This window comes from Pantoea sp. X-Soil-TKNS-1207 (genome assembly GCF_059730485.1).
Genome location: NZ_AP035961.1, coordinates 1 through 21,909, shown reverse-complemented (window position 1 = coordinate 21,909; position 21,909 = coordinate 1). Strand labels below are relative to the sequence as shown.

General features: G+C 50.1%; 19 protein-coding genes and 2 pseudogenes. 11 read left to right on the top strand and 10 right to left on the bottom strand.

Going from position 1 to position 21,909, the window contains the following annotated elements:
- Window positions 1-16 precede the first annotated feature (16 nt).
- From AC6I8V_RS26010 to AC6I8V_RS26000, 3 genes are all read right to left on the bottom strand, one after another.
- Window positions 17-1,198 carry an arabinose transporter gene (locus tag AC6I8V_RS26010; protein ID WP_497847200.1) on the bottom strand — a complete coding sequence of 394 codons (1,182 nt, stop codon included), beginning with the start codon at window positions 1,196-1,198 and terminating at the stop codon, window positions 17-19.
- Window positions 1,199-1,297: 99 nt separating this feature from the next.
- Window positions 1,298-2,059, bottom strand: coding sequence for a glucose 1-dehydrogenase (locus AC6I8V_RS26005; protein WP_497847138.1), 762 nt, complete (start codon window positions 2,057-2,059; stop codon window positions 1,298-1,300).
- 136 nt (window positions 2,060-2,195) lie between these two features.
- Window positions 2,196-2,426 carry a tautomerase family protein gene (locus tag AC6I8V_RS26000; RefSeq protein WP_497847137.1) on the bottom strand — a complete coding sequence of 77 codons (231 nt, stop codon included), beginning with the start codon at window positions 2,424-2,426 and terminating at the stop codon, window positions 2,196-2,198.
- A gap of 224 nt (window positions 2,427-2,650) precedes the next feature.
- Here AC6I8V_RS26000 and AC6I8V_RS25995 point away from each other — a divergent pair, with 224 nt between their 5' ends.
- Complete coding sequence (locus AC6I8V_RS25995; RefSeq protein ID WP_497847136.1) at window positions 2,651-3,544, top strand: LysR family transcriptional regulator; 894 nt, start codon at window positions 2,651-2,653, stop codon at window positions 3,542-3,544.
- Here the strand turns inward: AC6I8V_RS25995 and AC6I8V_RS25990 are convergent.
- A complete protein-coding gene (locus AC6I8V_RS25990; protein ID WP_497847199.1) occupies window positions 3,541-4,008 on the bottom strand; it encodes a DUF2255 family protein in 468 nt (155 codons plus the stop codon). The genes AC6I8V_RS25995 and AC6I8V_RS25990 overlap by 4 nt on opposite strands.
- A gap of 459 nt (window positions 4,009-4,467) precedes the next feature.
- Here AC6I8V_RS25990 and AC6I8V_RS25985 point away from each other — a divergent pair, with 459 nt between their 5' ends.
- Window positions 4,468-5,763: an NTP/NDP exchange transporter gene (locus tag AC6I8V_RS25985; RefSeq protein WP_497847198.1), complete on the top strand. Its 1,296-nt coding sequence runs from the start codon at window positions 4,468-4,470 to the stop codon at window positions 5,761-5,763.
- Window positions 5,764-5,767: 4 nt separating this feature from the next.
- Here the strand turns inward: AC6I8V_RS25985 and AC6I8V_RS25980 are convergent.
- A pseudogene (locus tag AC6I8V_RS25980) lies at window positions 5,768-6,196 on the bottom strand (LysR substrate-binding domain-containing protein); the annotation flags it as partial.
- Window positions 6,197-6,235: 39 nt separating this feature from the next.
- Here AC6I8V_RS25980 and AC6I8V_RS25975 point away from each other — a divergent pair.
- Together AC6I8V_RS25975 and AC6I8V_RS25970 are read left to right on the top strand one after the other, a co-directional pair.
- Window positions 6,236-7,225 (top strand): MFS transporter, encoded by a 990-nt coding sequence (locus AC6I8V_RS25975; RefSeq protein ID WP_497847135.1) that lies wholly within the window; start codon window positions 6,236-6,238, stop codon window positions 7,223-7,225.
- A gap of 129 nt (window positions 7,226-7,354) precedes the next feature.
- The gene (locus tag AC6I8V_RS25970; protein WP_497847134.1) at window positions 7,355-7,498 is read left to right on the top strand and encodes a hypothetical protein; all 144 of its coding nucleotides are present in this window, start codon (window positions 7,355-7,357) and stop codon (window positions 7,496-7,498) included.
- Window positions 7,499-7,863: 365 nt separating this feature from the next.
- Here the strand turns inward: AC6I8V_RS25970 and AC6I8V_RS25965 are convergent, their stop codons facing one another.
- A complete protein-coding gene (locus AC6I8V_RS25965) occupies window positions 7,864-8,868 on the bottom strand; it encodes an aldo/keto reductase (protein WP_497847133.1) in 1,005 nt (334 codons plus the stop codon).
- Window positions 8,869-9,225: 357 nt separating this feature from the next.
- On the opposite strand from AC6I8V_RS25965, the gene AC6I8V_RS25960 reads away from it, so the two are divergent.
- The 6 genes and pseudogenes from AC6I8V_RS25960 (at window position 9,226) to AC6I8V_RS25935 (ending at window position 14,194) form a co-directional block, all read left to right on the top strand.
- Entirely contained in the window at window positions 9,226-10,179 is a 954-nt protein-coding gene (locus tag AC6I8V_RS25960; protein ID WP_497847132.1) for an aliphatic sulfonate ABC transporter substrate-binding protein, read from the top strand.
- An 85-nt stretch (window positions 10,180-10,264) separates the two neighbouring features.
- Entirely contained in the window at window positions 10,265-10,462 is a 198-nt protein-coding gene (locus AC6I8V_RS25955; RefSeq protein WP_497847131.1) for a hypothetical protein, read from the top strand.
- Entirely contained in the window at window positions 10,431-10,910 is a 480-nt protein-coding gene (locus AC6I8V_RS25950) for a hypothetical protein (protein ID WP_497847130.1), read from the top strand. The genes AC6I8V_RS25955 and AC6I8V_RS25950 overlap by 32 nt, the downstream gene beginning before the upstream one ends.
- A gap of 230 nt (window positions 10,911-11,140) precedes the next feature.
- Window positions 11,141-12,004 carry a DNA/RNA non-specific endonuclease gene (locus tag AC6I8V_RS25945; RefSeq protein ID WP_497847129.1) on the top strand — a complete coding sequence of 288 codons (864 nt, stop codon included), beginning with the start codon at window positions 11,141-11,143 and terminating at the stop codon, window positions 12,002-12,004.
- 119 nt (window positions 12,005-12,123) lie between these two features.
- A pseudogene (locus AC6I8V_RS25940) lies at window positions 12,124-12,527 on the top strand (conjugative transfer ATPase); the annotation flags it as partial.
- Window positions 12,528-13,033: 506 nt separating this feature from the next.
- Entirely contained in the window at window positions 13,034-14,194 is a 1,161-nt protein-coding gene (locus AC6I8V_RS25935; protein WP_497847128.1) for a hypothetical protein, read from the top strand.
- A gap of 263 nt (window positions 14,195-14,457) precedes the next feature.
- Here AC6I8V_RS25935 and AC6I8V_RS25930 read toward each other — a convergent pair whose 3' ends face one another.
- Window positions 14,458-16,506, bottom strand: coding sequence for an RNA/DNA-binding domain-containing protein (locus AC6I8V_RS25930; RefSeq protein WP_497847127.1), 2,049 nt, complete (start codon window positions 16,504-16,506; stop codon window positions 14,458-14,460).
- 154 nt (window positions 16,507-16,660) lie between these two features.
- Here AC6I8V_RS25930 and AC6I8V_RS25925 point away from each other — a divergent pair, with 154 nt between their 5' ends.
- Window positions 16,661-16,915 carry a hypothetical protein gene (locus tag AC6I8V_RS25925; protein ID WP_497847126.1) on the top strand — a complete coding sequence of 85 codons (255 nt, stop codon included), beginning with the start codon at window positions 16,661-16,663 and terminating at the stop codon, window positions 16,913-16,915.
- Between the two features lie 507 nt (window positions 16,916-17,422).
- Here AC6I8V_RS25925 and AC6I8V_RS25920 read toward each other — a convergent pair.
- From AC6I8V_RS25920 to AC6I8V_RS25910, 3 genes are all read right to left on the bottom strand, one after another.
- Window positions 17,423-18,400, bottom strand: coding sequence for a ParB family protein (locus AC6I8V_RS25920; protein ID WP_497847125.1), 978 nt, complete (start codon window positions 18,398-18,400; stop codon window positions 17,423-17,425).
- Window positions 18,397-19,605 (bottom strand): AAA family ATPase, encoded by a 1,209-nt coding sequence (locus AC6I8V_RS25915; RefSeq protein WP_497847124.1) that lies wholly within the window; start codon window positions 19,603-19,605, stop codon window positions 18,397-18,399. Before AC6I8V_RS25915 ends, AC6I8V_RS25920 begins: the two co-directional genes overlap by 4 nt.
- Window positions 19,606-20,839: 1,234 nt before the next feature.
- Window positions 20,840-21,859, bottom strand: a complete 1,020-nt coding sequence (locus AC6I8V_RS25910; RefSeq protein ID WP_497847123.1) for a RepB family plasmid replication initiator protein — start codon at window positions 21,857-21,859, stop codon at window positions 20,840-20,842.
- Window positions 21,860-21,909 lie beyond the last annotated feature (50 nt).

Here is a 21,909-nt window from a genome sequence, read left to right as displayed (position 1 = left end):
TTGCGCAATAAGCGAATTATCGTTTCCGCGCGCCGAGCAGCGCGACGGGCACCGCCATCATCACCAGAACGGCACTCCAGAGAAATGCCATTCCCAGTTGTGCCGCCGGAACAACTAACCCCAGTAACGGGCTGGACAGCCCAATCGCCAGATCGGGAAATGCCGAGTAGGTTGCCATTGCAACCCCTTTGTTCGCCCCGCCCAAACGACGTACCGCTTCAGAGCCAAATGCCGGGTACACCATGGCCCAGCCTGCCCCGGTCAGCGCGGCTCCGAGGGCAGCAATCCACGGGGAGGAAGCGGCCCATAACAGTATCTGGCCCAGCGCTGTCACCAGCGAAAAAAGAACGCCAACCTGCACAGCACCGGACCGGTCGATCAGCTGCCCCAGAAGCAATCGTGCCGCAATCAGCGCCAGCGCGAAGGCGGTCACCGGCAGCCACCCCATCCCCCAGCCCTTCTGCGCAAAAAGCAGCACGGAAAATGACAGCAGTGCGGCATAGCCCACGCCATTCAGGGCTGCACCCATGCCCGGCAGCCAGACGGATGAAAGTGCCTGCGACAGTGTCCCCTTCTGGCCTGAAGGCGCTACAGGTTCCGGCAGGACACGCACAATCACCATCACCACAGGCGGTAAAACCAGCGTCGTCACGGCGATGGCAATAAAACCGGCGTAATCAAACAGGAAGGTACCCAGCGGCGCACCCAGCGCGAAAGCGGCAAACATGGCAGTACCGACCCATGCAATGACCCGGCCGGTCTGCATCCCCCCTGCCAGCGCCAGACCCAGTGTCATGCCGCCGGTAATGATGAAACTCTCAGCGCCGCCAGCAATCGCTCTGCCCACCAGGATCAGCGCAATGGCGGCTACCGGCTGAGCGGTAAATGGCAGAGAGAGCAGATAACAGACGCCACCGGCTATCGCCATCATCAGGCCACGGGAAATAGCACGCCGTCCCCCGTAGTGGTCTGCATAGCGTCCGGCAGCAAAGCGGGTTGCCAGCGACGCTGCAAACTGCGCGCCCGTCACCAGCCCCACCGCAAAGGTGCCAAATCCCAGCTGATGGTGCACATAACGGGGAAGAACAGGCAGGGCAATGCCGATAATTAAAAACCCGGCCAGCACAACCAGCATTAATGTCAGCAGCATCCGTATAAAACTGACGGATCTCCTGCTGGCAACGGACTCACTCTGCATAACACCTGTCTCTTTAAACATGACAATTCGCCTCCTGCCCGCGCATGTTTGCTTCAAACTGAAAAAGGGCTTTGCGGCAAAAAACAGGCACTCGGTTAGTTAACGAACGGTGTACCCGCCATCAACCGGCAACGCATGTCCAATAACGAAACTGGATGCCGGACTGCATAACCACAGCACGGCATCGGCAATTTCTTCAGCACGGCCTAAACGGCGAATCGGAACGTCTTTCATCAGCTCAGCCATGGCTGCTGGTTGAGATTCCAGCATGTCAGAGACCATTGGCGTCTCAATAATGCCGGGGCAGATAGCATTGACACGGATATTCTGCGGGGCGTATTCCAGACCCGCGCTTTTGGTCAGTCCGACCACACCATGTTTTGACGCATGATAAATGCCACGCTCGGCAATACCGACTAAACCGCCAAGGGAGGAGTTATTCACGATTGCGCCACTGCCCTGCTTTTTCATCTGGATCAGCTCGTATTTCATGCAATTCCAGATACCACGCAGATTCACATCCATTACGAAGTCATAATCTTTCGGATCGGCAATGGCGGTTTCGGCAACCGGGCTTTGTACCCCTGCATTATTAAATGCCGCATCGATGCGACCAAAAGTTGCCACGGCCTGATCAACCATCGCTTTGACGTCATCAATGCTGGCAACGTCGCAACCTATTGCCAGTACGTTGTAGCCCGCTGCCGTTAATTCTGCTGCGGCTGCCCTGACGGCCTCCTGATTATCATCAGCCATAACGACGGCAGCGCCTGACGCGGCAAAGGCTTTTGCGGCTGCCAGGCCCATCCCGGAGGCAGCACCGGTCACTAATGCCACCTGATTTTTAAATGAAAAACCCATTTTTCTATCCTCTTTTCAAAGCAAAAACTGAGCGACACGCAGGTCACAGACGCTGCGCTTTTACTTTTTAAAAAATAATTAAACGCTGAAGGCTATCTCGTCTCGCAGAGATAAATACAGAGACACTCACGCAGAATTAATCAAACGGGTTGTAGCCGGGATGTTTATAAAGGCTCTCTGGTTTATCCAGAATCTCCGGCTTATAGACATCGTCAACCCAGTTATCCTTATTGATGTCTTCGATGGAAACAGAAATAAATTTCTCATCAATTCCCAGTGTATCGGTGATAGTCTGGGTTAACTTTTCAGCCACCAGCGATTTATTTTCTTCTGACTGACCAACTATCTTCAGGATTAGATGGGGCATACATGATTTCCTGTTTGCTATATGCGCTGCTGCATTAAAATCGAAATACGCGATTAACCGATAATATTAATGCTAACATTCCCGGCTTCGGTTGATTACCCGCGGTAAATGGGATGGAATTATGAAGAATCCTCATCAATCAATTTTTTTCTCGCAGCAGATTCATAGACACGTTTAGAAATATATAGTTAAATCGCTTTCCAAATCGTGCAGGAGAAATGAAGATGGCCCGGGATAACCTCAATGATTTAGTTGCTTTTGTGACGGTCGCGCGCGAACAAAGTTTTACCCGGGCAGCCGCGCAGTTGGGTGTCTCGCAGTCTGCGCTGAGTCACACCATGCGCACGCTCGAAGCAAAAATGGGTGTGCGCTTACTGACCCGCACCACGCGTAGCGTCTCTCCGACTGAAATCGGCGAGCAGTTACTTGCCAGCCTGGCGCCCAAGTTTGATGACATTTACAGCGAACTGGCGGCACTTCACGATAAAAGAGAGAAACCCGCAGGCACCATCCGCATCTCTGCGACCGACTTTGCCATTGAAACCATTCTCTGGCCGAAGCTGTCCCCGCTGATGCGAATCTACCCGGATATCAATATCGAATTCGTCAATGATTACGGCCTTACCGATATCGTGGAAAAACGCTATGACGCGGGTGTCCGGTTGGGCGGGCAACTGGCCAGCGGCATGATTTCTGCCCGCATCGGACCGGATATGCGTTTTCTGGTGGTAGGATCGCCCGACTATTTTGCCGAAAATCCGCGGCCCGCTTCACCCCAGGATTTACTGAAACACCGATGTATTAACCTGCGTCTGCCTACCCATGGTGGATTCTACGTCTGGGAATTCGAAAAAGACGGGCGCGAAGTGACCGCCCGGGTTGAAGGCCAGATTATTTTCCACAGCATTTTCCAGATTGTGAAAGCCGCCGTCGCCGGATTTGGTTTAGCCCATGTGCCTGAGGAGCTTGCCGCTCCCTATATACAATCCGGGCAATTAATCAACGTTATGGAAGAGTGGACCCCCTACTGGGAAGGGTTGCATATTTATTATCCCAACCGCCGCGGCTCGTCCAAGGCGTTCTCACTCGTGGTGGACGCGCTGCGCTACAGCCATTAGCCAGCGGTATTAAGATTTAGAGGAACAATTCTTATCGTGGCATTTCCCGAACCGTCGCTGATCATATGGTTGAGGTAGCTACTGCCGTGATATTTGGCCTTATAAGCATTATCAATTTGTTCATTCACACTGCCCTCAACCGGCTCAAATCTGACTTCTCTGGTCATACCGGCCGCAATAATTTTTCCCGCTTTTTCACGTAATGCCGCCTGATACCAGCTCGAACGTTGCCCGTTATAAGCCCGCACATACAGATTTCCGTCGACTTCGACACACCAGATCCATGTCGGGGTGCCGTACGTCACACCATCCTCCCGAAAAGGCGCAATATGAAGATCATCTGCTTTGATAATCTGGCTCAGTTCATTCTGCGACCATTGCGATGCGCTCAGACCGGCGTCGCGTGCGCTGAGGGTTTTGGCAACATCAGAAGGGGGTGTGTCTGTCGCCGCCGCATTAAAAATGAATGCGCCAGGCAGCAGAACAGAGAGTGCGATGGCAGGTATCTTGAGTTGCATATTTTCTCCTTAAAATTATCTTTTAAAAATTCACACCAGTCGTATAAAAATTATAAACGAGCCTATAACAACCCCACTCGCTTCACTATGCTGAAAAATTAAATACAACCATGAGCAGAGTTCATCAGTTAAGTTATTATTTTTCTTTGCGGTTCACAGAATAACAATACCCCGACGGTAACATTGTGGCTTTTCCGTGCCCGGAATTTAATTACCCCCGCCCATACTGATGAAATCTCTTCATATCACCATGCCATTAATCGGTATTGTGACAGGCAAGGGTATTGCGTAGCCTATTCAGCGGCCACCAGCCTTTAACAGGATGGGGTTCACCTTTTGATATTTAATTCCCCTGAGATAAATATGAAGTTTTCATCCAGCGGTAATGCGCTATTGGACAGGCTGATGCAGATGCTATGTCGCATGTTAAATATCAGCCAGGTCAGTCAGGCTGAGCGGCGATTATTATTATGGGCGTGGGTGTATATTTTCGTCCTTTTTCTCTCATATTATATTCTGCGTCCCATTCGTGATGAACTGGGCGTGGCGGGAGGCGTGAGGAATCTCCCGTGGCTGTTTACCGGGACGTTGCTGGCTATGCTGCTGGTCAATCCGCTATTTTCATATTTAGTCAAACGCTGTAGCCGTGAACGATTTATCAGGCTGACATACCGTTTTTTTTCACTCAATCTGCTGGCGTTTTTGATTGTGCTGAAACTTTCATCACCAGAGCAAAATATCTGGATTGGCCGACTGTTTTTTATCTGGGTTTCTGTTTTTAATCTGTTTGTCGTCTCCGTGTTTTGGTCTTTTGTCGTGGACATCTTCAGTGCGGAGCAAGGCAAGCGGCTGTTCGGATTTCTGGCAGCGGGCGCAACACTGGGGGGAATAGCGGGTTCCGCTGTGACCTCAGGCGCGATTGAGGCGATCGGGCAGAACGGTCTGCTGTTGATCGCGATGATGTTGATTGAATGTTCAGTCTTCGCCTCGCAGCGCCTGGCTAACGCTCACCACCGCCAGACCCCGACGGCAGCGCAACATGCAGAAGACAGGCAACCCATTGGGGGCGGGATTTTTACCGGTATGACCCACACTTTCCGCTCACCCTATCTGTTCTCCATTGCCTTGTTTATTTTCTTTTATTCAACCACGTCCACGATTTTATATTTCCATCAGGCGAGTATTGCCGCATCGGTTTTCAGCGATCGCGGTAGCAGAACCGCCTTTTTTGCGAATATCGATTTCTGGGTGAATGTTTTTACCCTGGTATTCCAGCTGCTGCTGACGGGCAGAATTCTGGGATGGCTGGGCGTTGCGGTGACACTCTGTGCACTGCCGCTGATTAGCGCGCTGGGGTTTGCCGCGCTGACTGGCTATCCCTCAATAAGTTTGTTTGTGGCTGTGCAGGTCACACGACGTGTCAGCAATTTCGCGCTGGCTCGCCCGGCACGCGAGATTTTGTTTACTTCAGTCAGCCGGGAAGATCGTTATAAAACCAAAAATTTTATCGATACCTTCGTCTATCGCGCGGGGGATCAGCTGGCCAGCTGGACCTGCGCCGGATTCATTGCGGCGGGCCTGAGTTTAAGCGGCATCGCTGTTGTGGCCGTTCCTGTCAGCTGCCTGTGGTTGGTGCTGAGCCTGTGGCTTGGGCGTCGGCATGAGAAATGGGCGGCGATCTCCCGTCAGGAACAACACTGAATTCTCAGCCGGGCTGATAACGGAGCGCGTCCAGAACCAGCTGAAAAGCTGGCAAGGCGTGACGGCGGCTGGGGTAATAAAGATGGTAGCCCGGCACCTCAGGACTCCAGTCTTCGAGCACGGCGACAAGCTGCCCGGCGTCAATATAGGGCTGAACCACATTTTCGGGTGCAAACGCCAGGGCATATCCCTCTAACGCGGCGGTCAGCAATTGCGGGGAGGTGTTGAGTATCATCTGCCCTGAGACCTGAACGTTCAGATGTTTACCGTCCCTGGCAAATTCCCACGCATAGAGACCACCATGTGTTGCGAGCCGCAGGTTGGCACAATTATGAGATATCAATTCATGGGGCGTCTGTGGCGGAGGATGACGCCTGAAGTAATCGGGCGATCCTACCACTAACATGCGGAAATCCGGGGCAATACGGAAGGCATTGCTGGCCAGGCGGTCGCAGCAACGTCAGTCGTCGGGATGATTGCCAGTTTGTTTATCGCTGCCGCAACGCGGCGGCTGGATCGTCGCCATGTGTTGCTGATGTTTAGCCTGTTCTTTATTGCATCAAATGCCTTAGTCAGCATGGCAGCCAGCTACAGCATGTTAATTGCTGGTCGCGTATTGCTGGGCATCGCTCTGGGCGGGTTCTGGTCAATGGCTGCCGCCATTTCCATGCGCCTGGTCCCGGCGCACAGCATCCCCCGCGCGCTATCCATTATTTTTGGCGGTGTGTCTATCGCCATGGCAATCGCGGCCCCGCTGGGAACCTGGCTGGGGGGCATCATTGGCTGGCGCGGCGTGTTCGCGGCGGCGGCCATACTGGGCGCGGTGGGTCTTATCTGGCAATGGCGTGTCCTGCCTGACATGAAACCCAAGGGCCAGGCAAATCCCGGCGTCCTGTTCGGTCTGCTACAACGGCCGCAGATTGGAGTAGGTATGCTGGGGATGGCGCTTGTCTTTGGTGGACACTTTGCCTTTTTCACTTATCTGCGCCCGTTTCTGGAAAACGCAGCCGGTTTTGGCGTCAATGGCGTCTCAACGCTGTTGTTCTGTTTTGGTGTTGCCAATATTGCAGGCACGTCCTTTACCGGGCTGATGCTACGCAAGAGTTTACGCCTGACGCTGATGGTCGCCCCCCTGCTCATGTCTTTACTCGCCTTCGCGCTGGTTTATATCGCCCAGTCAACCGCGGCAGTGGCCGTGCTGGTGGTCATTTGGGGCTTTGTGTTCGGTGCCGTTCCTGTTGCCTGGACAACATGGCTGACAGGCGCGGTACCCGATGAAACGGAAAGCGGCGGTGGGCTGCAAGTGGCCGCGATTCAGTTCGCCGTGACGGCGGGTGCCGGACTGGGGGGCATCCTTATCGACAAAGGCGGAAACGACGGCGCCATTCTCGGCAGCGCACTTATTCTGCTTGTCGCTGCGGTGGTGATCATGACCCGCCTTCGCCCGGCAGAACCCGACTAACCAGACAACCGGAGGATTAATGAACCGCAATTTCACAGGAAAAGTTATCGTTATTACCGGCGTAAGCAATGGTCTGGTGAAGCGCCAGCCAGGACGCAAAGGTGATGAGAACGTATCCAGGCGCTGGCTGTGACGACGGATGTCGCGCAGCGCGACGATGTGCGCCACCGGGTCAGCATTGCGGTTGAGACGTTCGGCCACATCGATGTGATGATGAATAACGCGGGCGTGATGCTCCTTTCGTTGATTGAGAAGGAGCCATGTCACCGATAATGAACGGGCAAAGAATTTAAAAGCGAGCGGCGAATTTGCCCTCCCCGCCAGTATGGTTTCCTTTGCTATCAGCCAGCCGGAAGACGTGGGCGTCAACGAAATTTTGTTCCGCCTGACCCGACAGGAGACGTGAGGTGCGCTTTAGCGAAAACTTGGCGCCGTGGACGTGATGCTCTCCGAAACGGAATTTCAGCGTATTGAGGAAGCATTGTCTCAGGTTGAAATTCATGGCAGCCGAACCGATGAAGATATTACGAAATTATATAAATAAGGCAGTTCTGCCAGCAGGACGCGGGCAGAAAGGGTTATAACGGCCAGTCTTATTCAGCGTAAAAATAGCGGCTGGCTGGCTTTTAATCCGGCCTTTATTTTTGCACCAGTGCTAATTGTGCTTCCGGGTAGCGTTCACCCACAATCGCAATCGAATCCAGTTTCTTCTGGATTGCTGCCAGCTCCGCTTCCGAAAGCGTCACCTCAGCGCCGCCCAGATTCTCTTCCAGACGATCAACCTTTTTGGTGCCGGGAATAGGCACGATCCACGGTTCCTGCGCCAGCAGCCAGCCGAGAGCCAGCTGTGCCGGAGTGATGCTTTTCTCCGCCGCGAACGCTTTCACATAGTCCGCCAGCGCCACGTTACTCTGCAAATTTTCCGCGCTGAAACGGGGTATCTGGCTGCGGTAGTCGCTGCTGTCAAAGGTGGCGTGTTGATCAAAACGGCCCGTCAGCATCGCCTTACCCAGCGGGCTAAAAGGGACAAAACCAATGCCCAGCGTTTTAAGCGTTGGAAGCACCGATTGCTCCGGCTGGCGAAACCACATGGAATACTCGCTTTGCACCGCTGTTACCGGGGTCACCGCATGTGCCCGGCGGATCGTTTCACTCGATGCCTCTGACAATCCCCAGTGCAGCACTTTACCTTCTTTGATCAGCTGCCCGAGCGTGTCCGCAACCTCTTCAATGGGAACAGCAGGATCGACACGGTGTTGGTAGTAAAGGTCAATACGGTCCGTTTTAAGGCGTTGCAACGAACCTTCAATGGCGCGACGGATGGACGCTGGATGGCTGGACAGCCCAACCGGTCGATCATTATCACGGGTTCTGTCTGCCGGAAAATCAAACCCAAACTTAGTTGCGATAACCACCCGATCGCGAAACGGCGCCAGCGCCTCGCCAACAATCATTTCATTCGTAAACGGGCCATAAACTTCTGCGGTATCAAAAAAAGTGACGCCCTTTTCAACGGCCTGACGCAGAAACGCAATCGACTCATGTTTTTCCGGGAACGGCGGGTAACTCTGACTCAGTCCCATACACCCCAGACCCAAGGCAGAGACCTCAGGACCGCTATTTCCTAATCTGCGTGTTTTCATTAGACCCTCCAGCGTGATTGAACACCCGCGAAACGGCTTTGCCGCATGGAAACTCAGTATTCATATTTCGGGGAAACAGAGTATGAATGAAAAACGGGGGGGTATTTACGCGAAAAAGAGAATGCTCATATGAGGCGCATTCATTAATCTCTCTCAACCCGGCTATTCACATCTCATGATCAAAAGATACGCCAATTAATAAGCTCACTTATTTGCCTGCCCATTGATAACATCCTGCCGTAACCCGCAAAACCGCCCTATACCGCTATCCGGCAAATCTTATGCAAATACGGCAGTTGGTGCGCTGGCACCGCGATCTTACCCTGCTTTCAATGATAAATACTTAAAGGAACGGCTATGCACACTCTACGTCCGCTGCTGGCAGGTGCGCTGATGATCACTGCCCTTTTCTCTTTGACCGCCCAGGCAGAAGAAACCTTGCGTATCGGCTACCAGAAATCCTCTACCCTGCTGACGCTGATAAAACAGCGTGGCGATCTGGACAAAACGCTGGCCGGTCAGGGAATAAAAGTGAGCTGGCATGAATTTTCCAGCGGCCTGCCGCTGCTGGAAGCGCTGAATCTTAACAACGTCGATCTCTCCGCCGATGTTGCCGATACCGTACCGGTGTTCGCTCAGGCCGCAGGGGCCGATCTCACCTACTACGCGCGTGAAACGCCTTCGCCTGCCGCACAGGCGATTCTGGTTCCGGCCAGTTCACCGATAAAAACCCTTCAGGATCTGAAAGGGAAAAAGATCGCCGTGACCAAAGCCGCAGGCAGCCATTACCTGCTGATTGCCGCGCTGCAAAAAGCCGGACTGAAATTCAGCGACATTAACGCCGCCTGGCTGACTCCGGCCGACGGACGTGCGGCGCTGGAAAATGGCAGCGTTGATGCCTGGGTGAGCTGGGAACCCTACGTCACCAGCGCGAAGGTGGAACAGCACGCACGAGTGCTGGTCAGTGGCAAAGGGCTGGCCAGCTATCAGCGCTACTATCTGGTCTCGACGCCTTACGCCAAAGCCCATTCTCAGGTGCTGAATACCGTGTTTAACGCGTTAAGTCAGGAAGCGGCCTGGGTCAAAGCCCATCCTGCGGCGGCGGCAAAGATCCTTTCACCGCTGTGGGGCAATTTGCCGGTAGCAACCGTTGAGCAGGCGAACGCCCAGCGCAGCTACCAGATCGAACCGGTAAAAAGCAGCGACCTGACGGAACAGCAAAAGATTGCTGATGCGTTCTATGATGCAAAACTGTTGCCGAAACGGATAGATGCGCAGGATGTGGGCACCTGGCAGCCGGGTGAGCGGTGATGTATTCAAGGGAACATCACAACGTGGAGTCTGTAATACAACAGTGGCTATGGTACAATTGGCGAAGAAACAAACAGGAGGATGTATGAAACATACCCCAGTCAATGCCGAGAACCTGTCAGGCATGTTGACTAAAGCGCGAAAAGCCGGAAGCGTGCGTATAGTAGGTAGTTCATATGATGAGCGCCGTGCACAATTCATGAAAGACGTCCTGGGAATGGACGATAATCGTATGGTTGAAGGAACCAACCGTGGCCAGAAGAAAAAAGATTTCGCACGTTGAAACGAGTGCCCTTTTCAGCGCAATCAGCGCTGAATATGGTTTTGATAATGAGGTTGTTCTTTCCTATTTTCAGGATATAGACGAGCTCCAGCAAATCTGGGAGTTTAATAATGAAGTCTGGATTTACTCGCAGGGCGAAAAACACCAGCACGGCTGGCTTAAAGAGTCCCATCTCAAACGTGGTGGTAGCATAGCCCCGCTCTATATTGGTCTACATCACACCCGTGTACTCGATGATAAAGACGAACATGACCCATTGCTTGTGGTTTCTTTTGAAATGCGCGAAGGGTTTGAATATCCAGTTCTTGTTATCTTAACTATGATTGATCATTCAGATATGTTTGGTGAGTTGGGTGCTGCAAAACACAATCCTCAGCAAATGCATATCATACATAAAAAGCTGGATAATTTAATTCAGGGTATTTTCCCTACTGATGAAGGTATGTAATGACTAAAAATAGGGATTTCCATCCTCCCCTTCGTGCTATCCCAGCCTGTGCACACTTTCAATAATATCCAGCAATGCGTCATGGCACATCTGATAAAAAACCAGGAAGACTGCCACTGGTATACATTGCCACATCCTCATGACGGTATTAACGGGACAGCAGTAAACATATTCTGAGGTGCATCTGGCTGCCATTTATATATTTTTCATCTGAAGGATCAGAAGCGCCTATGACACCTAAGTTAATCGCAGTGCGTCCGTTAATCATCCTGAGTCTGCTGCTGAGCGCCTGCTCCGTAAATAAACCTCAGGCCGTGCCCGGAAAATATCCGCAGGTTACTACTTATCCGCTGCGCACGGACCTGTGCGGTGTCGGGTGCCCTTCCGGGGGAAGCGAACAGACGCTGTTTCGCACCGCATACATACTGAACAACAACAGTCAGACCAGATTCGCCAACTGGGTCGCTTATACCGTCACCAAAGAAACGCAAGCAAGTGGACGAATAAGAACCTGGCGAAAAGATCCTGATTTACCAGACTCAGATACGCTGAGTCCCGCCGCCTATGACGGAGCGAGTACGGCGTTAAGCATCGATCGGGGTCATCAGGCGCCTCTGGCTGGTCTCGGCAATGCGTCAGACTGGCCTTCCCTGAATTATCTCTCCAACATTACCCCACAGAAGTCCGCGCTCAACCAGGGGGCCTGGGTCAGACTGGAGGATGCGGAGCGCAGGCTGGCAAATCGCAGTGACATCTCCGCGGTTTACGTCGTGACCGGGCCGTTGTATGAACGCGTAACGCAAACACTCCCTGGTGCGCCCGAGGTTCATATTCCCAGTGGCTACTGGAAAATACTCTACATCGGTAACCGTCCGGATCAGGGGAAATACTCGGCTTTTCTGATGGATCAGGAGACGCCGCGTGCGGCAGATTTTTGTAAATATCAGACCACTGTCGCGTCGATTGAACAAAAAACCACGCCGAAACTTACCCTGTGGTCCGGCTTACCGAAAAACATAGCGAAAGCGATTAAAACCCGGAAAGGTACGCTGGCACGGGAACTGGGCTGTTCTGATAACAGTGTCGTTGAATAATCCGCTGCTGCGATGACCCGTTAACTGTTGGCCTCAACGCATCGGCCAACAGTTAACGGGTCTTAGCGTATCAACAGAGTTATCCATACAAAGAGGCAGAGTTACTCAGTCGGGTGTAACTGACCAAAGTAGTAAAAATGTGGCGTAAGTTCGGTGCCGGGTTGTGTCTGTGGCTTTCCAGGCAAAACCTTCCCGATATCGCCGAAAAAATGTTGAATATGCCCGAGTGGCAGATATGCCTCACTATGCCTTCGGTAGAGGTCAAAGATAACAGCAGGTTTCGGGCACTGGCACCTGAGCAGGAGTCGATATTCCTCTCTGCCTGTTACCTGCCCGGCTGTTGTACCGAAGGTGTGATGCTACCCAGAAGGATTGAAGCACTTTTCCGCGCTGTGCCTCCCAGCCTATATCTGGCGCTGGGATGGCAGAAAAAGAGGAGAAAACAAAACGAAGAACTCTAATGAGCAAGGTCAAATGCACAGAACCTGAGTCAGCGTTCTGTGTAGTGCGAAAGCATGACTAACTTCCCGAAATAACTGTGTAAGGTGATTAATATTATGATAATGCTCACTTTTATTTATTATGAAAAATTAAGATAAGAGAACTTAGACATATAATTACATGCAAAACACTTCAGTACATGTGGGTGCTCATGAACGACAAACATATTTATTCTCTAACCAACCATTAATTGACCCATCTTTTTAAGAATTTACTCACACCACAATCTATCATTCCCATTGAATCTATTAATAAATATTTCTTACTGCACTAAACCAGGAAATAAAACACACAAGATAGGCTTTATAAGGCCATCAAGAAAACAATTAATCCTAACTCACGATTATTTAAAATAAGCATCCATAGCAATTTGAGCAGTGTCACATCCGAAAAAAGATCACCATCGCTCACTTGATATTGTTAACTTCGATGATATTCTATCAAATGATTCTCTTCTTTTTTCATCTGCTTCTGGATACCACTTTTTTAAGTGGTGTGTTTTTGGCGTGTATGTAAGGAGTGTTAGAATTGAATAAATCAACTCTGAATGCATTCGCAGTTCTGGCCGGATTTATTAGTAGCATATGTTTCGCGAACGAAGCTACACAGCAGTGCGAAAATGTCTATAAAGACAACATAACCCAATACAGCTCCGAGTCACAGATAGCGTATGCAATTGAGGAAATAGCAAAAAATGAGTGCAACTCTGACGGCACTTCATTAAACGTCGGATATAGCGAGAAAAGTAAGAGCCTGCTCGGTAGTATTAGTAACACTGCAAAAAATTTCTTTGGTTCATACTCAAAAACCAGTGCCTTTTGTAGCGATTATCAAAGTGGAAAATTTTCCTTTTACAGCGGTTTCGCTTCTCAAAAACAACCTCTCATGGACATGGCTAAGCAATTTAATGCTTGTATGCAAATTGCGTCAACCTACAACTATGCTGTCTGGAATTCGTGGAACGGACCTTCTGAGGTTGTTTTCCACGGCCAATACTATTTGCCGGGAAACACAGGAATTTTTTTCAATACATCGGTGATGTATAACGGAGCTGACTGTTTTACACCAGAGAAAGATAGTGAGGTAAAGTTTCCTCGAGGGGTGATGAAAGAAGTAAAAAATGAATTCACTCTGGCGTGCCGGAGAACCGGTTATGATAATGAGACATCAACCGTCTATCGTGCAGCCAATATCCTCATTACTTTCAATGGTCAACCATACCCTATAGATATGCCAGCGGACAGGGTTTACTTCGAACCTGGCGATGGACCGAAATCTTCTGACGAGGCTCGAAAATCCCTGGCTGAACTTCAGGCTCAGCTAACTTCCTCAAAAAAGAGCAATCAGGTTCTTGAAGCAGAAATTACCACTGAGAAAAACAAAGTTTTTTTTCAGCGATTAGTTTACGTTGGCCAACAAGGAAATTTTGGGATGCCCGGCGCAAGCGTATTACATAATACAGTCCCTAACATTCAGGATGGGCAAATAATTCACTTCTCCTGTGACTTTAAAAACATGCCTAACCGGGGCAGATTGGATGCTAGAAATGACGACGATCGTAAAACTCTTGGCAACTTACTTCACACACGCGTATGCGGAAATAACAACCGCGGTGGCTGGACTTTCATCAGCCATGCAGAAGGAAATGAATGTGGGTATGAAAGCTACATAATGAACTGTGAGACATAATGCATTCCATTTTTAATTATTTATAGAGGCCGCCACACGCGGCCTCAAAAAAAATCATGCATAAAAGATATCATTACGTTAAGAAACCCAATTGCTTATCTTACTATTTATAAAGAACACCATCTGGATCAATGGTATTTTCCATGATCCATAAATTTAATTTCACAAAAAATATTTCATCAGAAAAAGAATAAGTGATTACTTATCTACATTGATAATTATCATCACTTCCATTTTCAACTCATGTTTTTTTAACGGCTGGGTTATTTTACCAACCCCACTGCAGAACTATACCCCTGCTTTGGATCATTTTTGTACTGTGGAAATGCCAGTTTCAACTCTCCCTGGTCGACGAGTTGCTTCAAATACTGCTGACGCAATGCGTTAGGGTTTCGATTGAGTATTTCACCTAAGGCAGAAACGGAAATAAAATGCCCCAGGCATACCTTCAGGATAACATCCTTCATCAGCGTCTTATCGCCAAGGCGTAGCTTCTCACGAGGTACAGCGGCTTGAGCAAAAAGATAATCACGAAAGGGGTCAGTTAGATTTGCCACAGAATCAATATATGGTAAGTCGATATAGCGATTCAGTATTCTCCCCTGCTCATCTCGCTTAACATTATGATTATATTTTTTGGATACCCCTTTCCCTCCACCCTCTGGCATGACTTCGCTATGTGTTAAGTTAACTTCATTATGTGTGGACCTGATCTCGTTATGTGTGGAGTCCTCATCGTTATGTGTGGAGGTAGTTGATACATTAATCGCCCCGAGAGAGAAGACCTCGTCTGGTGTCATAACGGAAACACCGGGTAACGTGTAGTGTTTACTTTTCTGCTCACCACCAGCGATCAGAAAGCCTTTACTTTCCAATCGTGGTAGCGTCAATGTAACTTCGCGGGGATGCTTGGTTGTAAGCTGACAGGCACGCTCATGGTTAACCCACCCTTCAATGGCTGCTGTTGCAACAATCACCTGTTCAAAATCATCGAGTTGATCGAATTTCTCACCAAACTTCTGATGCAGATCATCCAATACATGCTGTGGGATCAAGCTTGCAGTAGAGAGTTCCAGGAGAGTCTGTGCGGGGAGCGCTTTTTCCCATAGCTTTGGCGTTCGCCAGTTAGCGGACTTCCAGCCACTGAAAATCTTAGGCATCCCCGACCCTGCCTTTTCCCCCAAGCCAATGAGCAAAAACATCTGATGCAAGAGGCGATTCCGGCAGTCGCTGGTTCCACCAGCTATCACATCTTCAAGGGGGAGACGCATAAGTCCGGGATTACGGAAGCCAAACATGTCGGGTCGTTTAACTATGAGAATGGATACTCGGTCAGAAAAGTCTGCATGGACCAATGTGTTAACTAAAGCTTCTCTCAACGCAATATGTACTGGTGTATCTGTTTTGCGTTGGCCTGCTTCGAGAGTAAAAGGCACTTTCAAATCAGCGACAAGCTTTTGATAAACTTTGCGATAAAAATCAAAGAGGTTACCTGACCATGTGCCGTCAGGAGTTACCCTATCGACCCAGCGTAGTTCAGTTTTAGCTTCGGGGCGTTCCTGGTAATCCACCATATAGTTGGGTGACGCAGCAATAATTGCCTCCCACTTGCCAAACATTAATATTCCGGCAAGTGTAATCCCCTCTTTTCCGTTTTCCCGATCTTTACGCCAGCCACCTACCATTTTTAGTAGTTCAAAAGGTTCACAGGCAAGATAGGGATGCTGAGGATTATTTGCCGAGAGTAGGTTGCGGTAAACTTTCAGGCTGTCGTGATCAATATCTTCTTCAAAGAGATAGTGTTCCGAAAGCACTTCATTATCGCAGCTGTCATGAATCTGCTCAGCCAACATTCGTTTGACCGTCATATCATCACAAAGGCGATCCCCCTCGTGCAGCCGCTGGTAAGTATTACCGAATGGCGATTTTTTCAGATGAACAGGCTTTTGCTTTCTCAAGGCCGGAGGAATGTGTATTGCCAGTACCTTCCTTCCCTGTAAAGACACAAGCTGGACATCTTTTTCAGATTGAAGAACGTTTGTGCTGATACGATCCCGATCGTTCAATTGGTTGTATAAATCAGTCTTTATCTTTTCAGGATCGACTACGCCAACTGGAGAGAAGCTTCCTCCCTGTTCTTTCACTCCCAGGATGACCCAGCCACCTCTCCCGTTTGCCATTGCAGAATATGTTGGCCAGAAATCCTTAGGAAGCTCGCCTTTGCCGTCCTTACCTCCAGCCAGCTTGAACTCAACCTGCTCTGATTCAACAAGGGTTTGCAGATCAATAATATCCTGTATTTGCAATGGCATACCATTTCCTCTGGCCTAAAAAATGTCCTGATTCATCATACTTTATTCATCCGGCATGCGGTACATCCTCTGTAATATTGCATAACGCCTATCACCATTGATGTGAAAGTGATCTGACTTAGCCACCATAGAAACTGTCTGACGGAGCCTTAAGATGAAACTGCACATCTCCTTCATGCTGCCTGTTTTTCTGCCGGTAATACGCGATAGCTGCCATAAATACCTTCCTGAAGATGCCACCGTAATTTTTCTTGATGATCCTGAAAAATTTTTGGTCAGATTTCCCCACACGCAAGATAAGCCGAGATACTGGCACTGGAGTTATGTCATCCCCGGAATGGCATCTGGCAGAATTAGAACTGGTAGCGGTATACCTTTAAGTAATACATGCGTAAGAATTCGGTCTTAAAAAAAGCACCGGTGGTGAAATGCTCCCTATAACTAATCATGCGAGAAGGAAGAAATAATCCTATGGCTGCACAAATCAGAGAACCCGGCACTGATAGTCTGTTGCTGATGAGCAGCCCTTACCTCCAGAGTAAGATAAGCATGGCTATATGAAATATTAGCCGCTGCCAGACATGGAACAGGCTGTGTGAACCCAAGCTACAGGTATTAAAAGTCTGAGCAATGTTGATTAGTGAAAAGGTTAGTAACCGCTAACATCAATTGAATCAGAGGAATAGAGGTTAGTGGTTACCAGGGGGGTGAAGGTGGCACTGACCAAGGTCCCGTTGAGAAGTATGCGCGGGTGTTCATGCGATGCGAGAGAATCCCGACGCATCTGACACCAGATGGCGGGATAGAAGCTGGCATTATCTCTTCAGATAAACAAAAACCGGCTGATGGCCGGTTTCATTGCAGTAGCGCTGCACGGTGGTCGTTTATCGATGCAGGTTCAGGAAATGCCAGGTTTTTACTCATCTGCCTGCATTTTTTCAACGACTGACCTTATCGCCGCATCCAGCTCCAGCTGATACTTCGCCGGTATGCGGGAGAACTCGTAAGTCACCAGTCGCTTCTCGGCATCGGTTTTCTTGCGCGCGAACTGCTTCTTATCGCTGAAATCACCCAGCTTTTCCGTCACCACTTTTTTGGTGCTTTTGGGCGTTTTCAGCCCATGGCTTTCCGCTTTAAAGAAACCGATGATTTTTGCTTTGTTGAGCGGATCATCAACATCATAATTCGCATCTTTTTCTATCCTGCCGCGCACCCCGGCGACGACATCGCTCACCGCGACCTGTCTGGCTTTAGCCTGCCCGGCAATCTCCAGCAGCAACTGATAATCAGGGATCGCCAGTTCGCTTAAGGACGGGAAGACGGCAATCATTTCATCAGGCACTGAGGCGGCCTGGAAGGCGCGGGTAATCCTGGAGGGCGAGATCCCTTCCGCTTTGGCGATGTCCGACTGGCTCATGCCGTTGTTGTACATCAGCTCAAGGCGTTTACCCAGTTCACGCAGCGTGTGCTCTTTGGCGGTCTGAATATCCACTGCCAGCTGGCGGGCATCAGCCAGATCAAGTTCGTCTTTTGTCACCAGCACTTCAAAAGGCGTGCCGTTGTAAAGACAGGCCGCACGACGGCGTGAACCATCCAGAATTTCAATGCGGCCATCCACTTCACGGCCAATCGCCGGGAAAAACTGTTGCAGTTTGATTGTTCGGGCAATGTCGCTGACAGATTCAGGGGTGAGCAGCGACTGGTCACGACCATTTACTGACGAATCAATATAGGTCTGGGTTTCAATGTCATCGTGCAGGATTTTCGTCAGGATAAAGCGGGCTTCTTTCCCCGACTTCAGCACAAATACGCGCGTGCCTTCACTCTCACTGAGCATTTTGGAAAAGTTTGAGTTGCCCAGCGTGCGGCCCATTTTTACCATTGGTTTGCTCATTTGATACCTCTGACAAATTCGATACGCTTGAACACGGCCTGAGTGAAACGTTCCGCTTCGCGTTTGGCATTTTTCAGCGCCTCGGCACTGCCCGGATAGGATTGCGGGTCCGCGCTGACAATGGTGTCGAACGTCTCACCGCAGCGCTCAAAGCCATCAAGACGCGGCAGGGCAGCATCCAGAATATAAGAGGTGAACACGTCGCGGGCCAGACCATGGGTCATTTCATGATCGCGTTTCGTCGTCATTTTGGACATGAAGCCGATATTGCCCTTAATGCGCGGGTTGATCCCCTCTTCTTCCAGTTGCTCCAGCATCTCCGGCAGGCGCGTCAGGTACTTCAGCGTGGAGTGAAAATCGACCTGCGCCGGTGGTGTCGGCGTCAGCAGCAAGTCACTGGCGGCGATGGCGTTCAGCATAAATGCATCCAGGTGCGGGCCGGTATCGATAAAGATGAAGTCATAATCTTTACCCACGCGGTCGATGATATTGCGTCGAAGCACCTCGGAAGGCAGCACGCCGGGCAGATGTTCACGGACAAGATCGTTCCACTGGCTGGCAACAAAGCCATCATCGATGGAGGCAGGGATGATATCCACGCCGGGGATGATGGTTGGCTGAATAATCTGTTCATGCAGCTGCTGCGCATCGAGATCATTAAGCATGGCCTGAGCAGCGGTCTCCATAATTGAACCGATGCTATTGGCGTGGTTCAGGAACATGGTGCTGGATGCCTGGGGATCGAGATCAATCACCAGGTTGCGCAGATCATATTGCAGCAGGTCGGGATGGACACGCAGGCCATGGGCGAGCGTGACGGTGCTGACCGTTTTGGACACACCCCCCTTCAGATTTACGACGAAAATGACGAACGGGCCTTCACCTTCGTGCAAATCGCGGTATTTCGGGACTTTGCGGTGGGCATAGATATCCACCACGTCCTGAACGGTGAGCGCGTAGTGTTTGGCATTGCCGGCATCCTTTTTACCAAACTCGTGCCCCTGCGCTTCCATCTCATCGATCGCCTGCTCAACGGCACGGCGGCTGAGCTTAGGCATATTCGCGACGGAATTGCGCGTAAAGGTCTGGTAATAGCGGTCAAGACCGAACTCATGGCGCTTTTCAATGATGTCGCCACTCATGCTGCGCAGCATCGCATTCGCTCTGCGCGCTGTCTCGTCAACACCACCGTAATTACTTTTCATGTAGTTAACCCCACCGGCAATTTTTCAACAGTGTACAACCTGAGATGTAATGTGCAAGATTTTTCGTAAAACAGAAAAAAGTTGTACAGTTCAAAAAAAATTATCCGCGGGCTGAACGGGTGACGAAGGTTATCCGTCATATGCTATATCCCGGCTAACGCCGAAAAGGTTTCCCGTCATATGCAGCAAGTCGCATAACATGTGGGCTTTGCGACACTGTCACTTCCCTCATTCGATAAATCGAAGGGTTAACGAACAAAGGTTATCCGTCGTATGCAGAAGGTTTCCCGTCACAGGAATTGCCGCTGCTGTACGCCCGGCTTAAGCGCCCTCCCCTGCCCGGCTTACCTCCTTCTGCTTAGCTCTACGTAAAAGGTTATCGGTCGTATGGCGACGTCGTCGCTCTGCCTCGACGAGAGCCGAACACAGCAGGGAAGTAAAAAGTTATCAGCCATATGCAAAAGGTTGGCTGTCGTATGCTGCAACGCTAGGCCAGACGCGGAAGTTAATCCACATGAAGTTCAGAAACATAGAGATGATGAATTGGCGGTCGTATGCAAAAGTTATCAGTTGTATGCAATCAGCATCACACTATCGCCAGAGACGCGATCGCAGGGTCCTCTGCTCAAAATGCATTCCTGGGTTATCAGTCATATGCCAGAGGTTATCAGTCGTATGCTGGACCATTTCCCCTCTGCCGCAGCTTATCTCGTCCATGTCGCATATGAACGCCGCTTCAGGGCGAGTGCATCCCGCAACTTAAGGCGCCAGTGCGCATTATCGAATCTGCTTTTTCCAGCCGACGTGGAATTAATAAACAATAGTTTCCAGTCGTATGCTAAAAGGTTGCCCGTCATATGCTCAACAGCAGCGGATCATTTCCAGGGGAACGGATCCTGTGAAAATAATAAAATTGGTGTTAATACGCTATTAAACAGCATGATACGGTTTAACCGCCGGGATCACCATCTGTTGCAAGGCTGAAAGGTTATCTGTCGTATGCGCTGCGGAGCAACAACGCATAGTGTCCGACTGAAAAGTTATCGGTCATATGCAGAATGTCGTCGTAAGAGGAGAAAGGTTTCCAGTCGTATGCTGGTTTTAGCTTATGCGGGTGAGGATCGTCTGGAGAGTGGAGCGCTAAGAAGGAAATCAGCCTACCCCTAACCAGGTGAATAGGCTGACGATTGTGCAAAGGTTGGCGGTCGTATGCTGGATACGCCGCGATGAGGGATCATTCTGAGTCGAGGCTGATAAGGATCTTCGCAATCTCTTCTTCAGAGAACCCGGAATCCTTGAGCTTGGTGATTTTGGAGATCATCTTCTCATCAACAATCTGCGGTTCAGCTTCCGCTGTGCTGCTGTGCTTCAATGACTTATCAGGAATGAGGTTCGGGTTGCGCTTAGTAATATTGAAATACACTGAACGCCCCCTCTTGAACTCGCTATACTCGAGGTAATTGATTTCCTTGAGCTCTTCCAGAGCCTTGCGAACGATATGGTTCTGATATGCCACTCGTGATTTCAAACGAAGCCGTTCACGCAGGCGTTTCATGGAAACCGGGGCAGGATCTTTGGGCAGGCTTTCAATGAACGTATAAAGCGCCTGTGCGGATTCTTTCCTGGGAAGATGATCAATGGCTTTCAGGCGCAGATAGACTTTGTAATCCATCTGGTAGAGATCGGCGAGCCGGGCATCCCCTTCTATCTCGACCTCATTTTTCGTTATGTTGTACAGAGCGCTGTTAACGAGGCCTGTAGTCAACGAGCCGGAATCATTACGGAACTGGATGGTGACACCGCGTAAACGCATCAGAGAGTCGTCTATGCGCTTTTTCATGTCCTTATTGGAGCGCTTGGAGTCGAAACCACAGTTCTGCAAAAATTTGGTGAAAGGCAGCTTCAGTTTACCCGCAAAGGTGCCGTTGTCGTAGATCGAGCGTATGATCCCAAGCCAGACACGGAAATCGGTCGCCATATCAAGTCGTTCAGAACGGATCGAGATGTCTTTGTAGCCTTCTCTTTTAACCACTTCGAGGTGGTAAAGATCCTCACTGGCATCAACCGTCGATTTGACAGCGTTTACTGAGCTTTTTGCTTTCGCATGATCCGTATTAGGGACAAAGAGACCGAGTCGCATCAACGCAACGGGCTGAACAGTGGCATTCGCGGTAGGGTTTAAGTGGACAACTTCACCCGTTTTTTTGTTCACTTCGTCGGTCATGCTATCTAAGTCGTTGACTTTCTTAGCCATATCAAAGATCCACTTATCAACAGTTAAATTAGCCTCTGCATATAACGGAT